Genomic DNA, 13,297 nt, shown 5'->3' with positions numbered 1-13,297 from the left:
TTTACGAAGTTAATCTTATAAAATCTAAAAACCGCTCGCCAAACTCGGTGAGCCACATGTAGTGAAATGTTTTGCTGCCGCCATGTGTGCCAATGCCTTTATCAATGAGCAAGCCTTTGGCATACAATGTCTGTTTGTAATACAGGTATTCCGCATCGGTCAGCCCGAAAAATTCAGCCTCCCTGAATTTTTGAAGATTGAGTACCGTTGTATTATAGACTTCTACTTTGGCCTGGTTCTTTTTGATCCGGGTGTCCAGTTTGCCGATCTGCACCTGGTGGGTATTAAAATCCCGTTTCAGGTCGTTGAACTGTTCCCCGTCGATCTTTATTTTATCGAGCAGGACTTGTCTTTTTGGGTTGATTGCAGCATAATGGCTGCCGTACACATGGTGTTCCTGCAGGATTTTGATGGCCATTTCGTCCAGCGTGCTGATCAGTTCCAGACAGATCTCGGCACTCTCTATTTCGCTGGCGGGGTAAAGGATCTGCCGGGTCAAAATATCCCGGTAACGCAGATGTTTTTCTTTGGATTTGGTTTGCAAAACCCTGCGGATCACGGATTCGAAAAGGTCGCTGAACTCTTCCGTTTTCAGTCGCTCCGGGTCTATATCCGGATGGCCGGTAAAGAAAGCTGAAAGCAATTCCACGAAACTATTCAACCGGTTGTGTTTGAGCCTGCTCCGGTAATCAAATACGATCTCGTTCAGCGCACCCCCGGCAAAAGGAATGGCGCTGAATGCTGATTTGGCCATGGAAATAGCAGCCTCTGTTACCTGATCTTTTTTCATCAATCTTATTCTTAGTCTTCTTCCCTGTTCCGGACTGCCTTCAGCGCGGTGTTCAGCTCAAATTCCACCCAGCCCTTAAAGTTCTGCTTTTTGCAGGCATCGAATAAGGCGAGGTACTCGGCTTTGATGTCTGCAGGCAGCAAAGCATGCCCCGCAACCAGCGCCCGCAGCTCTTCCGGATCATCGAATATTTCGAGCATGATGGGCTGCAGGAAGTAAATATCCTTATCGCGGATATCGTGCTTGATGGTGTACTTCAGGAATTGGAACGGATCATATTCCGGCAGGAAGGACTTCATCGCCACAACAATGGGTTTTTCAATGTGCTCGTGGTAATTTCCGAGGTTCGGATTGTCCGGCAAAGGCACAAACTCCTTATACTTCGTCCACCAGAACATAAAGACGGCATCTTTGGTCAACCCGGCCTGCTTCACATGCTCCCTAAAATAATGGGTCTGGAGTTCCACGATCCTTTCCCGGCCCAGCGTAATGTCCTTGACGCCATCTTTGACATGATAAAGCAGTTCATGCTCAAACTGGTAAGGAAACACCGCCCCGGTAAACAAGCTGTCGACAAAGGAGCGAAAAGCGGCTTCGTCCTTTTTATAAAACTGTTTATCCAGGTTATGGTCATAGTTCCAGATCAGGTTGGTGATCGCCTGGTGGTCAATGGCGTACCTGCCCTTTTGCGCGATATATTTGGGGCCGAGATAAAACAGGCTTCGAACTTTTAATTCATAAGCCTCTTTATCGTCGGGTTTTTCCTGCAGGATGCGCCTGCCCAGCTCAGTGAGCAGGTTCTTTTGTTCGCATTCATCGATAAAGCTTTTGATAGCCGCCAGGCCACCGTCATACGCTGCGCGGTAGGTCTTTTCCGATAGTTCTTTGCCGGAAAGCCGGTAACGGAAATAGCGCTCGAAAAACATCGGGTAGATAATGGCATTCCTGGCTTTTTTTGAGCGGTCAAACTTAAAGAACAGGTTATTGAGCAGTCCGCCGATCAGCGTAATGTCCGCTTGGCTGTAATAATGCTCACTGCGCAACGTGCGCAGGATGAACGGCAATTCTTCTTTATCTTCGCTATAGGTGCGCAGTTCGTAAAAGGCCTCATGGGAGCTCATTGTAGGAAAGTCACGGATAAAGTCGTCACGGTGCTCGAACAAGCGGTCGTAGATCAGCGGGAACCGAAATTTCAGGAGCTCCAGCACGAACAGTTCTCAAACATCACCTCGCTGCCCAAGAGCTGATAGGTGATCTTAAAATTATTGATGAACTTAATGACGTCCCTGGATTGCCGGAACACCCGCTCAAACGCAAAATTGTATTTGTTGCAAAAGCCCGTGTCCACAATATGGGTTTTGTAGGCATCAAGGTGTTCGGCGGTAACAAAGGGCGCCAGGTAAGTTTCCAGCAGATCGAGCAGGTCATCCTTTTCCCGCTTCGGCAGCGGTATTTCCAGCTGGATGATCTTGTCCAAAAAGCTGCCGGCCACATTCGCATTGACCGATTTGATGGCCTCATCGATATAGCTCCGCTCATAAGCCACGAGATAGAAAATATTGCTAAAGTTGGCCGTATTGCGGATAAGGCGCAATACCTCCATCACTTCGTCTTTGTACAAACGGTCGAGGTCATCAATGGTAATGACGATCTTTTTGCCGGAGTTCTCCAATAACTGGTTGATCCGTTCAAAATCGTCAGTATAGGTCTTTCTGGTGAAGAGGCTGCCGGCCAGGCCAACCTCCCTCACCAGCTTCGTAAATGAAGAATCCGTACGGCTCAATTTTCGCGAGTAACCAACGATCAAATTGGCAATGCGGGGATTGAGCACATACAATCTGGCCGACAACTGGTCAAAGAAATCCCGTTGTATATTCGCAGCGCCTTCCGCGCTCCAGGGATTAAAGTCCAGAATTTCCGTCTTTTCGGGATCCAGGTGGCTCTTGATCAGGTTAATAAAAGAAGTCTTGCCACTGCCATACTCACCCAGGATACCAATCGCAAATGACCTGACATTCGGCGTAATACTGATCCGGCGCGCAACTTCAGCTGCCACGGACGAGCGCTGAAAAGTATCCTCGCTACCGGATTCAATGGCACGTTCTTCAATGAAGCTTCCCGGCTGGTAGCCATGGTTAGCCACACCTTTACGCAAAAAAACAGCAATAATTCCCGGAACGATCAAAGCCGCTGCGACAAAATCCCAGTTTTTAAGCGCTGGAAAAAGCCTGGAGGACTGGAATTGCCAGTAAATGTCAGTGCGCATCAAGGCATATAAAAAGAGCGTCAACAACCCAATAACCTTAACCAATTTACCGCTGCCATAATGGTAAAGCCAGACTGCTATACCCACGCATAGCAGCATCAACACGGCATTATCAAATAACGTATTCTCAAATCGCGACAAGAGCGGCTTGACCAGCAGGGTATCCAGCACACCGTCCACCGGCCGGCGAAAGAAAAGGAATAAAGCGAGGCAGCAAAAAAGCCACAGGGCAAAGGGATAATTCTTTTTGAAGGCTATGGGTGGTTTCATAAGATTCAGGTAACCAAGATACCACAAATATATACCCTGCAAGCCTGTTGTGCACAAAAAAAGACTATGCCTTTAGCACCATGCGAGCCGCTCCGGTGTCGCGCAGCATTTAATTGATCTGGTAATAGCGTTTCGGCGCCAACCGGTCATATATTTCCGCAAAGGCGGCCCTGTTCTCTTGCTTTAGCAAAGGCAAGCAATTCCTGGTCCGTACGCTGCCTGTATTTTGACATTCAAGCGTTTAAACTGAATGTTAGGGATAAAAAAATTAATATTAAACATATTTATTGGAAATTGTCAAGGAATGGCTTTAGACCTGCATGGCAGCCTGCGTATCTTTATGTAATTTCATTTAACTTACATCATGACCGTCTCAACCCAAACTGACCCCGTCCTCCTCCAGGCCTGTCTGCTGGCCGGTTCTTTCGCGGACCTGTCGAAACTGGACTTTTCCGCCGTGAACCTGGTTTGCTATAACCTCAAGCGCCCGGCGGCGCTGAAAAAGCGATCGGCCAAATACCCGCCGGTGCATGAGGATTACTATGCTTTGTATAACATGATCCTCAAAGACGCCGAAAAGATGATCGATAAACCGGAATATATCCATGTCCTGCTGCCTAAGGATTTTTCCCGGCCCCTGGAGGACGGCGCCTTTTACCGCTGCGTGGAAGTGCTGCGGCTGCTGTTCCCCTCGGACCTGGATATTCATACAGTAGCGGATTTTGATTTGGATGTTTCGGCCGGCACGATCGAGTGGGCGGGCTCGGCACACTATCACTTTTATACATCTGGCAAGGACCGGTACGACCATTATCTTTATTTTCAAAAGGACCCCAAGCAGATCTCTCTGATCAATGATTTTATCCGCCTGTATTTTCAGAAGATCGGTGAGCTGAAATACCTGCGGGTCGCGATCGATGCCTATAGCAATAGCTTCAGCCCGGTGCCGCTGCACATGTCCTTTATCAGTTTAGGCATGGCCTTAGAGACTGTGGTCGACGGTACGAGCGAGCTTTCCTACCGGATCCGGCGGACCGTGGCGCTGATCTGCGCCGATAACGCGCATGTGGCCGGCATTATTTTCCAGAACATCAATAAGATCTATAAACTCCGCTCGACTATCGTCCACGGGGATGCCTATAAATACCAGCTGGTCAGGGAATATCATCCCTATCTGCGCTCGCTGATCTCGCGCACGATCGTGCAGTTGCTCCATACCGACTTTAAAACAGCGACCGAGCTCCAGGAGGCTATACTCTTTGCCGGGTTCAGCGACCGGGGTAAACTCTTTACCGACGAAACAATTTCCCTGAACATCCTGTCCTATGCCGAAACCCTCAGTTCCCTATGACCGCTGAAGAAGAGATACAAAAACTGACTGGCTGGTTCTTTGACCGGATCAATACCCCGGTCATCGAAGGGCTATATATCGGTGACGCCATGGTCTGGGATACCTTGTGCGCCTCACTGACGAACCTGAACGACCTGCAAAGGGCCAAGACCGAATACGCAGCACTTGGAAGCGTCAACCACCTGGAGGCCATCGGGATCATGCAGGCCATTTATATCGAGCAGGACTGTACCTTTAATTTATATGCAGCGCTTTTTGGCACCAAGATCAAACCGCACGAGAGTAAGTATAGCGCGATCCGTGAACTGCGCAACCAGGCTTTCGGCCATCCTTCCGAACTCGGCAGGAAAGGGGTATTCTCCCAGCATTTCTTTGACATTACGGACAGGCCGCGCCAATTGATCAAGATCATCAATTGGGAATGCTCGGGCGACATCAACAGTGCTCATATCTCCCTGCAAAAGATCGTAGCCGACAATTCGGCAATTACGATACTGTACCTAAAAGATGCACAAACGGATTTTATTACCAAGATCAATCAACAAATGAAAGCTTACCAGATCCAGCTCGGCGGCCTGTTCAGTGGCGCCTCCTACACGTTCAGTAAATTATTGACAAAGGAAAACGGCCGCGTCGTGATCGATACCTATGACAGCATCGAGCAGGACCTCGCCGCTGCGGTCACAGGGTTGGCCGAGCGTAAATTGCTGGACGATTACCAGCGGGATATCGACGTTATCCGTTTCCTGAGCGCCAGGCTCCAGTTGCTCTTCGGTGTCCAGACCCATCGGGACATTGAATTTTATGCCTATGCGGTATCGCTGCGCCGGCTGATCGAAGAATTCAGGAAGTCACTGGCGGAGATCGACCCGGTATTAGTCAAATGAAACAGCAGCAAACCCTTTTGGAATTCCTGGACAGCCTCAGGCCAGCAGACCGGGACCGGGCCATCGGTATGTTGTTCGGCTGGATCCCCCGCGCGGCGGATGGTACCCTGGTCCAAAGGACCACGGTCAAGATCTCCAACCCGGGCTCGCCGGAAGAATTGAAGGCCCGGATCGCGGCAGCGACCGGTTATGATCACCTTTCAGTCGAAGCTATTGCCGGGCAGATGATCTTTGAGCGCGACAACTGGCTGGCCGTTTCGGCGCTGATCCAGCCTTACCGGGACTTCCTGGATGCGCAGGGTCGTGCTACTAAAGATAAATACGAAGAGCTGACGGATATCGGCCGCTACCTCATTGATTCGGATTCCGGGCTGGAACTGGTCGTACCGGATGCACCATTGCTGTACCCGGACTTTTTACTCCGTGACGCGAAGGGCCTGCTGGGCATCGAGCATACCCGCCTGATCGACCCGGCTGCCAAACAGGCGCTAAATTATCTCCGGGAATTCGTCAGCGCCGCCCATGAATTGCTGCTGCGCGAACAGCCCCAGCTGTACGGCAGCGTCAATGTTTTTATCGATGACAGCCAGCCGGTCATCGCTGAACGTTTTTTCCGGAACGGGAAATTCAGCCCGGTCGAAAGGGAGACCATCACCCGCGAGATTGCGGCCTATGTTGTTTCCGTCATTAACGGGCAGCCGGCTGAAAAACCCGCCTATATCGCCGAAGTCTCTTATTTGCCCAACCCAGAGCCGCGCTTGGACGTCAACCTGGGCGAGACCTATATTTCTAAAGGGGAATTTGAGACCCTGCTCCAAAAACGGATCGATGCCAAGGAAGCGCGTTACGCCACCTATATCGAAGCCTCGCCGATCGACCGCTGCGGCCTGCTGCTCGTCGTGGATGGCGTCAGCAGCTATTCCGGATTCGATCTCAAAACCGTGGTGTTCCCTAAGATTGCAACTTCGAATTACAGTTTTATCGTCCTCCTCGAAGCGATCAGCCATCAGGTCTATAGCATTTATACCCAGCCTTAAATCAGCTCGTCAATGAGGTACTAGGTTCTGTCCCATGATAATTTAAAACAGTGATCCAGACAAGCGAGCCAACTTTTTAATAAATTTACGGCCAGCGTAAACCGATCAGCCATGAGCAGCACAATTTTTAATTCTACGATCTGGGAAAAAACCCTCGGCGAGCAGTCGCCTTATGCCCTGCAACAACCGGAAGCGGTAGAGATCCTGCGCGCCAGTTTCAAGGACATCCGTAAGAAAGCCGATTTTATCGCCGGCTTCGTCCGGGAATCCCAGCCAGGCCTGACCCTTCACGATACCAGCCACCTGGACGCTTTATGGGAAACCGCCGAAACCATCGGCGGCGAAACCTTGTCGCTCAACCCGGTGGAGGCTTACGTATTCGGTTGCGCCGTGCTTTTTCATGACCTCGGCATGGCGCTCGCGCTCTGGGACGAAGAACTGCCGGAGCTGAAGCGCTCCAAAGAATATCAGGATATCCTGTTTGACAGATTGCGCGCCCATTTACAGCGCGATCCGGAATCGGCCGACTACCAGCAGGTACCGCCTGAATTGGAACTGGCAGCGCTCAGCACCCGCCTGCGCGACCTCCATGCCTTTAAGGCCAGACAGCTGCCGCATCGGTCCTGGAACTTCGGCCAGCAGGTCATTTATCTGATTGAGCAAAGCGACCTGCGCATTAAGCTGGGCGATAAGATCGGCCTGATCTCCGAAAGCCACTGGTGGAGCGTCGACGAGATCCGAACCTTTTTTGATCGCCAGGTGATCAGTCCCGCGCCGACCTCTTTTCCTGCTGAATGGTCGGTCAACAATATCAAACTCTCCTGCCTGCTGCGCCTGGCGGATTATATCCATATCGACGACCGCCGCGCGCCGACACTGGCCTTCGCCATACTCCAACCTGCCGGGCTGTCCAAACAGCACTGGACCTTCCAGCACAAGCTCAGCCGCGCGGCCTGCAGCGGGGATCGCATCACCTTCGAGTCGCACAGCACCTTTAAATACGCCGATCACGAAGCTTGGTGGCTGGCTTACCAGACCATCCGCTCGATCGACCAAGAACTGCAAGCGGTCGATAATCTTTTAGCGGATCTGGGAACAGATCGCTTCACCGCCCGCGGCGTCAGGGGCGTCGAAACACCGGCGCGCTTTGCTACCTACGTCAAAACAGAGGACTGGGAGCCGGCCGATACGCAGTTCAAGATCTCGGACATCCGCAATATCATCGATAAGTTCGGGGGCAGGCAGCTGTACGGGAACCGGGCCGATGTGCCCCTGCGCGAGCTGATCCAGAATGCCACGGACGCCCTGCAGGCCAAAAAATTCTACGCCAACGATCACCAGGGCCAGGTCCGGGTGCGCTTGTATACTAAGTCCGGTCAGGAATGGCTGGAGATCGAGGACAATGGCATCGGCATGTCCCGCTCGGCCCTGTTATACGGTCTGCTGGATTTCGGTAATTCCTATTGGAAAAGCAACCTGCTGCGCGGTGAACACCCGGGCCTGCTATGGAGCGGATTCCAGCCGGTCGGTAACTTTGGTATTGGTTTCTTCTCGGTCTTTATGATCGCGGACTTTATCCAGATCATTACCAAACCGGTCACCCGTGGCGCGACTACCCTGGTGCTGGAGATCAAGGACGGCCTGGCAACGAACCCTATCTTAAAGACCCCGGCCGAGGGCGAAGAGCGGCTGGAAAGCGGAACCCTGATCCGGCTGGCTTCCAGAGAAAATAACCTGATGAAAAGGATCTACCAGCGGGTCGCTGAACTCGGGGACATTGAGGTCGCGGACCCTTTAGCCTATGCCTGCCGCCGGATCGCCCCGGCACTCCCGGTGGACCTGGTCTCCAAATTTGAAAGCGAGCAACCGGTACGTATTCTAAATGCCAACGACTGGCGGGATATCGAACCGCTGACATTGTTGAACCGGTTATCGGGTTTCGGACCTGGAACCAAAACCGGCTGGAACTTCGAGCGATTAACCTATATCTCCCGCTTCGTTAGCCCGATCTACCGTACTGACGGGCAGGAACTGATCGCCAGGGCAACCCTCGTGAAACGAAAACCTTCCAACAACTCCTACAGCGGCTATGGTGCAGTAACCGTTGGCGGCCTCAGACAAAGCGAGCTCAGCCGCTTCCCCGGGATCTGGCTGGGCAAAAACGATGTGGTATCCCGGGATTACGCCCTCCCGGTCTGTTCTTATGCAGAACTGCAGCCCTGGCTGGCCCGGCAATATGAACTGGTCGTAGCAGACGGCAAGCTCGCTGAAGGCGAAAAGATCGAGATCTGCGCTTTACTCTATAGCCTGGGCTTTCAGCCAAGGCAGCTGCCCGTGGCCAACAGTACCGAAGGCTGGAGGACCTATGACGAACTGGCGGCGATGGACCACGGCGATCATGTCCTGCTGCGGTTCGTTGTCCGTGATGACGAAATGGCCCACCAGATCCTGCCGGGTATCCTGTGCGCACAATTATCAGCGCCTTCGCACCAAGTCGACCAGCGCCGGGGCGCCGGCGAAGAATTATGGCGGGACGAAACATTGCTGCTCCAGCAGGGAAGACCCCAATACGATAACGAGGTTAACCATTATTCCATGCTCGGCCTGACGATCCGGGCGATCGCAGCATCCTGGGGTATTCCGGAAAGCGAGGTCGCGGCGGAAAGTTTAGTTACCCTGACGAAATGGATGCCCATCATCGATGTCTACCGGAACAAGCACGGTGAGCTGATCAAAGAACCGGTGATGGTGATCATTAATCCTGCCCGCAGCAACCGGAAGACCATATATAAAAAATACGAGGCCGGTATCAAGCGCTGGATCGGGCTGGATGACGACCAGCCTTTTGATATCGATAGTTTTGGAGGTACGCAGGCTGAGGCCGGGTAAACTGCCGGTTTACCGGGGTGCCGCCCTGCGTTCGGTCATGACCAGCGCGATCACCCGGCACCATTCATATTCCTGCATCCCTTCGAAGAATTCCAGGTAGGCTGCCAGGTCATCGTCTTTGACCGACTCCAGCACAAAGCGCATGCTGTGCTCCGGTATATCCCTCAGGAGCTGTGCGATAAATTCGTCATCGCCGGCCAGTCCGAAGACCTTTCCGATATATTCCAGATTCAGCCGTAATTTTTGATCCATTTCCTTTTTTTGTAAGCGCCAAAGATAAGGTGCGCCCGTCACATTATTTTTTTAAACGTGCTAAATAATAATATAGATTACTTATTTTTAGACAGTTAAAGAAAATATCACAATTTTTCAGGCTTACATCCTTCAACCTTTACCCTTATGGCCAAACAGCAATTTTCCGCAAAATTCGACCATGGTGTCGGCACCTTCAGTTTTACCATCGTACGCACCGACGGCACCGGTGTTTTCCCGCTGCCCGTACTCGGCCGACTGGTCGATTATTACCAGATCCCCAGTTTATCAGGCGATCAAAGCTGGCCATTGGACTTGCCCACCGGTGATTATACCATCAAGCTCATCGTGATCAGCAGCGGCAGCCTGGCCTTTAAAGTCAGCCCCGGGAAACTGGCCACCGACCCGGCACATCCGGCCAGCAGCTTCCAGCAGAACTTTTTACTGACCGTTTAAACGTTACCGCCATGCAGAAAAAATCATTTCGGTGCCTGACCGCACTGTTACTGTGCTGCGCGCTGGGCGCGCAGGCACAGCAAACCCAACCCAAATATTACCAGATCAGCCAGCAACAATTGGCCAGCAGTGTATCCAGCGACACCAAAAAGAATTTTTGGGATTTCGTGGCTTACGCCGGAAGTATTATGAACAATACCGCCAATGGTTTTTCCATCAATCCGACGCTGGATAAGCTTGGATTTAAGGGAAACAGCTTCAAATACGTCCAGTTTAATTTTACGCCGGTGACCAAGGGCACTGATATCACCAAGTACGACAGCCTGAACGTTGGATTTACTGTGGCGATCCTGAATAATTTTAGCCTGGCCAAATGGAAGAAAAGGATCGACGACGATCCCAATGTCCAGCGTTTTCTGGCCCTGCGAACCGCACTGGCCGGGCTGGCAGGCGCGCGCGATTACGTGCTTACGCAGTACCCGATGGCGGACCGCGGCCGGCAGATCAGCGATTTCGAATTCGACATGGCCGGTAAGTTCGCTGCCGCCGTCGACTCCGGCAAGATCGCCGCGGCAGACCTGAAATACCTGGCGCCGGAATACAAATATGTCTTGCTGCTCAAGCTCCGCGATGCCCAAGGTAGCCTGCCTGCAGCGATCACCGGCGAGGGAACTTATGACGGCTATCTCGATGCCACCAAAAGCCATTACAATCTACCTACTACCGTACCGGGAACTTTCAGTCCGGCGGAGGTCAAACTGATGGACGAAATGCTCATCTTCGAGGCTAACCAGGTCTACGATATTATGCAGCAGCTCACCGCCAACTTCATCAAAAAAGCACCGCAGCTGAATGCCGTAGCCAACCTGATCCAGAACTTTGCCGAGAAGCGGATGCAGGGTTATTACGCCGAGCTGAACTATGCCCGCTATTTTGGTAAGGGCAGTCATTTTTCCTATACCGCCAAGACCAATTATTCCGTGGAGAATGATACCACCCTGCGTAATGTCAACTTTCAGCGCCAGCAGTGGAAGACCACGCTTAGCCTGGACTGGCTCAGCCCGTTCTGGAACCAGAACTATGCCAAAACCTCGCCCGTAGAACTCAAATTCGCCCTCGAATATGACAGGATCACTAAAGGTGAACTGTACAAGGACGAAAAGCGCTCGGCCTGGTCGCCAGCGCTTAGCCTGACGCTCAATATTTCGGATAAGGTGGCCATCCCGCTGACCTTGAAATACGATGATCAGAAATCAAATTTGTTTGGATTCCTGTCCGTTCAGTATAACTTAGGCGCAAAATAACGAAATGCAGGAACTCAAAGATCAGATCAATGCGATCTCCGCCCATACGGACGATTATCTCGTTAAAGCCCAGACCGAGAACGGAACATATTACCAGGAATTCCTGACCGCTGCCGCCGTCACGAAGGGCCTGCTCAGCAAAAAAGAATACCAGGTCTGGGCGACCCAGAAAATGGGCCTGCGCGACCTGCCTTTCGATGAAAAGAATTTTATACAATGCGCCGTAGAGACGGCCGTCGCCCGGTTCTTTGGTGAGCGTTTCCCAACCGGTTTCCGGACCGAAGCCAAGATCCGGCCGGGCAGCAAAAAGGATGTCGACTGCCGCTTCGAAGATGCCGGTTATATTTTCAACGTGGAGGTAAAATGCGCAGCTTTTGGCAATAAAGACGAGATCGAGGGGGTAGACGCTTTCAAATACGGCACCATCGGCCGACTGCCAGATCGCGGCGAGGAGGCGATCGCGGCTATCACTGCTGCCATTAACGAAGGATTGGCTTTGCAGGGTGAGGACCCCAAGCCACAGGTCCCCGTGAAAAATATGGACTATAACCTGATGACCTACCTGCAGGGCGCCCATGATAAATTCAACCCCGATGCCGGTGAAAAGGAATTGAATATCCTGCTGGTGGGCTGCGACAATGCCGACGATATGCAAAAGTGGTTCTATTACCTCTATGGTCCCGAAGGACTTTTTATGGATGATTCCTTTGCTGACCGTTCGACTTACAAGCTGGTCGATGCCGTCGTATTCACCAACCAGTACGATAAGCACCACCGCTTTTTTGATAAAACGGTTTCCAGTAGTTGGACGCTGGAAAATAATGCGATCTTTATTTTTCAGAACCCTTTCGCGCTAAAGATCAAACAAGCGGCGCTGGTCCATTTTGAAAGCCTGCTTCCGCACTACATGGAGGAGTTCACGGAGTACGAGGTGCCCGGTGACACCCCGGCTGATATCAAGCTTTGGTTCTGGATCTCTTATTTTATTAAGGATTACCTGGAACGGGACAGAGGAATATTCTTGTTCTCGGCCCCAAGGGCCTGATAGCGCTGCCGGAACTCGCCCGGACGCCTACCCGTCAGTTTTTGAAGCAGCGAAAAAAGTCCCTGGTTAGTGAGTTGGTACAGAAAAAACCTGAAATCGAATTGATCAGGGCGGAAACAATAATGGCACGGTTATATCACATAAGAAAAATAATTTAAAAGCTTTTCTAATTTTCGGGGTGCCCCCGGTTTACCCCCCGTAAACGACGGCCTTGATTTCTATTATTGCGTATGGATTTCCGTACCCGCCCAACAAAAGAAAGAAATGTCAAACCGTACCAGGTTATTCAGGTACTGCAGGAAAATGGTATCGAATGTAACGAGCAGGATGCAAAAGAAATTTTGGATTTCCTGTATTTATTAGCTAAATTAGCTATGCATCAATACCTTAACGAGAAGAAAGATTGATTATTATCCGTCTGTTTTTCAAGTTATTATCTGATGAATTCAGCTTATTTATATGTACGTGTCAGTACAGATGAGCAGCGCAAAAAAGGCTATTCCTTACCTGAACAGGAAGAACGCCTGCTCCGCCATTGTGAAATGAACAATATTGTAGTCCGTGGGATCTACCGCGAAGATTACTCCGCCAAAAACTTTAAGAGACCTGCGTGGCAAAAGCTTTTAGCCGTGTTGAAGGCACGCAAAAACAAGCAGGCTGAAAATGTTTTGTTTATTAAGTGGGACCGTTTTAGCCGGAATATTGAATATGCTTATCAAATGCTGGGGTTGCTGCGCTCGTTCTAGGTAC

Annotated in this window: 13 protein-coding genes; 9 read left to right on the top strand and 4 right to left on the bottom strand. The window is 51.3% G+C overall.

What is annotated here, in order from left to right:
- Position 1: 1 nt before the first annotated feature.
- From ACQY4U_RS21980 to ACQY4U_RS21970, 3 genes are read right to left on the bottom strand one after another with little or no spacing between them, the layout of a single operon-like run.
- Positions 2 to 790: a hypothetical protein gene (locus ACQY4U_RS21980; RefSeq protein ID WP_428331614.1), complete on the bottom strand. Its 789-nt coding sequence runs from the start codon at positions 788 to 790 to the stop codon at positions 2 to 4.
- Between the two features lie 11 nt (positions 791 to 801).
- The gene (locus tag ACQY4U_RS21975; protein ID WP_428331613.1) at positions 802 to 1,998 is read right to left on the bottom strand and encodes a hypothetical protein; all 1,197 of its coding nucleotides are present in this window, start codon (positions 1,996 to 1,998) and stop codon (positions 802 to 804) included.
- Positions 1,983 to 3,326, bottom strand: a complete 1,344-nt coding sequence (locus ACQY4U_RS21970; RefSeq protein WP_428331612.1) for a KAP family P-loop NTPase fold protein — start codon at positions 3,324 to 3,326, stop codon at positions 1,983 to 1,985. Before ACQY4U_RS21970 ends, ACQY4U_RS21975 begins: the two co-directional genes overlap by 16 nt.
- Positions 3,327 to 3,690: 364 nt before the next feature.
- Here ACQY4U_RS21970 and ACQY4U_RS21965 point away from each other — a divergent pair, with 364 nt between their 5' ends.
- The 4 genes from ACQY4U_RS21965 (at position 3,691) to ACQY4U_RS21950 (ending at position 9,490) form a co-directional block, all read left to right on the top strand.
- Positions 3,691 to 4,677 carry a hypothetical protein gene (locus tag ACQY4U_RS21965; RefSeq protein ID WP_428331611.1) on the top strand — a complete coding sequence of 329 codons (987 nt, stop codon included), beginning with the start codon at positions 3,691 to 3,693 and terminating at the stop codon, positions 4,675 to 4,677.
- Entirely contained in the window at positions 4,674 to 5,564 is an 891-nt protein-coding gene (locus ACQY4U_RS21960; RefSeq protein ID WP_428331610.1) for a hypothetical protein, read from the top strand. Before ACQY4U_RS21965 ends, ACQY4U_RS21960 begins: the two co-directional genes overlap by 4 nt.
- Complete coding sequence (locus ACQY4U_RS21955; RefSeq protein WP_428331609.1) at positions 5,561 to 6,601, top strand: hypothetical protein; 1,041 nt, start codon at positions 5,561 to 5,563, stop codon at positions 6,599 to 6,601. Before ACQY4U_RS21960 ends, ACQY4U_RS21955 begins: the two co-directional genes overlap by 4 nt.
- A gap of 111 nt (positions 6,602 to 6,712) precedes the next feature.
- Complete coding sequence (locus tag ACQY4U_RS21950) at positions 6,713 to 9,490, top strand: HD domain-containing protein (protein ID WP_428331608.1); 2,778 nt, start codon at positions 6,713 to 6,715, stop codon at positions 9,488 to 9,490.
- A 9-nt stretch (positions 9,491 to 9,499) separates the two neighbouring features.
- On the opposite strand, the gene ACQY4U_RS21945 is transcribed toward ACQY4U_RS21950, so the two are convergent.
- Positions 9,500 to 9,742 carry a hypothetical protein gene (locus ACQY4U_RS21945; RefSeq protein ID WP_428331607.1) on the bottom strand — a complete coding sequence of 81 codons (243 nt, stop codon included), beginning with the start codon at positions 9,740 to 9,742 and terminating at the stop codon, positions 9,500 to 9,502.
- Between the two features lie 147 nt (positions 9,743 to 9,889).
- Here ACQY4U_RS21945 and ACQY4U_RS21940 point away from each other — a divergent pair, with 147 nt between their 5' ends.
- From ACQY4U_RS21940 to ACQY4U_RS21920, 5 genes are all read left to right on the top strand, one after another.
- Positions 9,890 to 10,198, top strand: coding sequence for a hypothetical protein (locus ACQY4U_RS21940; RefSeq protein WP_428331606.1), 309 nt, complete (start codon positions 9,890 to 9,892; stop codon positions 10,196 to 10,198).
- An 11-nt stretch (positions 10,199 to 10,209) separates the two neighbouring features.
- Complete coding sequence (locus ACQY4U_RS21935; protein ID WP_428331605.1) at positions 10,210 to 11,502, top strand: hypothetical protein; 1,293 nt, start codon at positions 10,210 to 10,212, stop codon at positions 11,500 to 11,502.
- Between the two features lie 4 nt (positions 11,503 to 11,506).
- Positions 11,507 to 12,547: a hypothetical protein gene (locus tag ACQY4U_RS21930; RefSeq protein ID WP_428331604.1), complete on the top strand. Its 1,041-nt coding sequence runs from the start codon at positions 11,507 to 11,509 to the stop codon at positions 12,545 to 12,547.
- A gap of 230 nt (positions 12,548 to 12,777) precedes the next feature.
- Entirely contained in the window at positions 12,778 to 12,954 is a 177-nt protein-coding gene (locus tag ACQY4U_RS21925; RefSeq protein ID WP_428331603.1) for a hypothetical protein, read from the top strand.
- A 33-nt stretch (positions 12,955 to 12,987) separates the two neighbouring features.
- Positions 12,988 to 13,293, top strand: coding sequence for a recombinase family protein (locus tag ACQY4U_RS21920; RefSeq protein WP_428331602.1), 306 nt, complete (start codon positions 12,988 to 12,990; stop codon positions 13,291 to 13,293).
- The last annotated feature ends 4 nt before the right edge of the window (positions 13,294 to 13,297 follow it).

This window comes from Mucilaginibacter sp. (assembly GCF_965277465.1).
Lineage (GTDB): Bacteria > Bacteroidota > Bacteroidia > Sphingobacteriales > Sphingobacteriaceae > Mucilaginibacter.
The sequence above is the reverse complement of the archived record's forward strand: the minus strand, read 5'-3'. Positions and strand labels throughout refer to the sequence as shown.

Excerpts from the sequence above, each read along its gene's own strand:
- ACQY4U_RS21945 (WP_428331607.1), bottom strand. The coding sequence starts at position 9,742 with ATGGATCAAAAATTACGGCTGAATCTGGAATATATCGGAAAGGTCTTC.
- ACQY4U_RS21920 (WP_428331602.1), top strand. The coding sequence starts at position 12,988 with ATGAATTCAGCTTATTTATATGTACGTGTCAGTACAGATGAGCAGCGC.
- ACQY4U_RS21940 (WP_428331606.1), top strand. The coding sequence starts at position 9,890 with ATGGCCAAACAGCAATTTTCCGCAAAATTCGACCATGGTGTCGGCACC.
- ACQY4U_RS21950 (WP_428331608.1), top strand. The coding sequence starts at position 6,713 with ATGAGCAGCACAATTTTTAATTCTACGATCTGGGAAAAAACCCTCGGC.
- ACQY4U_RS21970 (WP_428331612.1), bottom strand. The coding sequence starts at position 3,326 with ATGAAACCACCCATAGCCTTCAAAAAGAATTATCCCTTTGCCCTGTGG.
- ACQY4U_RS21980 (WP_428331614.1), bottom strand. The coding sequence starts at position 790 with ATGAAAAAAGATCAGGTAACAGAGGCTGCTATTTCCATGGCCAAATCA.
- ACQY4U_RS21960 (WP_428331610.1), top strand. The coding sequence starts at position 4,674 with ATGACCGCTGAAGAAGAGATACAAAAACTGACTGGCTGGTTCTTTGAC.
- ACQY4U_RS21935 (WP_428331605.1), top strand. The coding sequence starts at position 10,210 with ATGCAGAAAAAATCATTTCGGTGCCTGACCGCACTGTTACTGTGCTGC.
- ACQY4U_RS21925 (WP_428331603.1), top strand. The coding sequence starts at position 12,778 with ATGGATTTCCGTACCCGCCCAACAAAAGAAAGAAATGTCAAACCGTAC.
- ACQY4U_RS21965 (WP_428331611.1), top strand. The coding sequence starts at position 3,691 with ATGACCGTCTCAACCCAAACTGACCCCGTCCTCCTCCAGGCCTGTCTG.
- ACQY4U_RS21930 (WP_428331604.1), top strand. The coding sequence starts at position 11,507 with ATGCAGGAACTCAAAGATCAGATCAATGCGATCTCCGCCCATACGGAC.
- ACQY4U_RS21955 (WP_428331609.1), top strand. The coding sequence starts at position 5,561 with ATGAAACAGCAGCAAACCCTTTTGGAATTCCTGGACAGCCTCAGGCCA.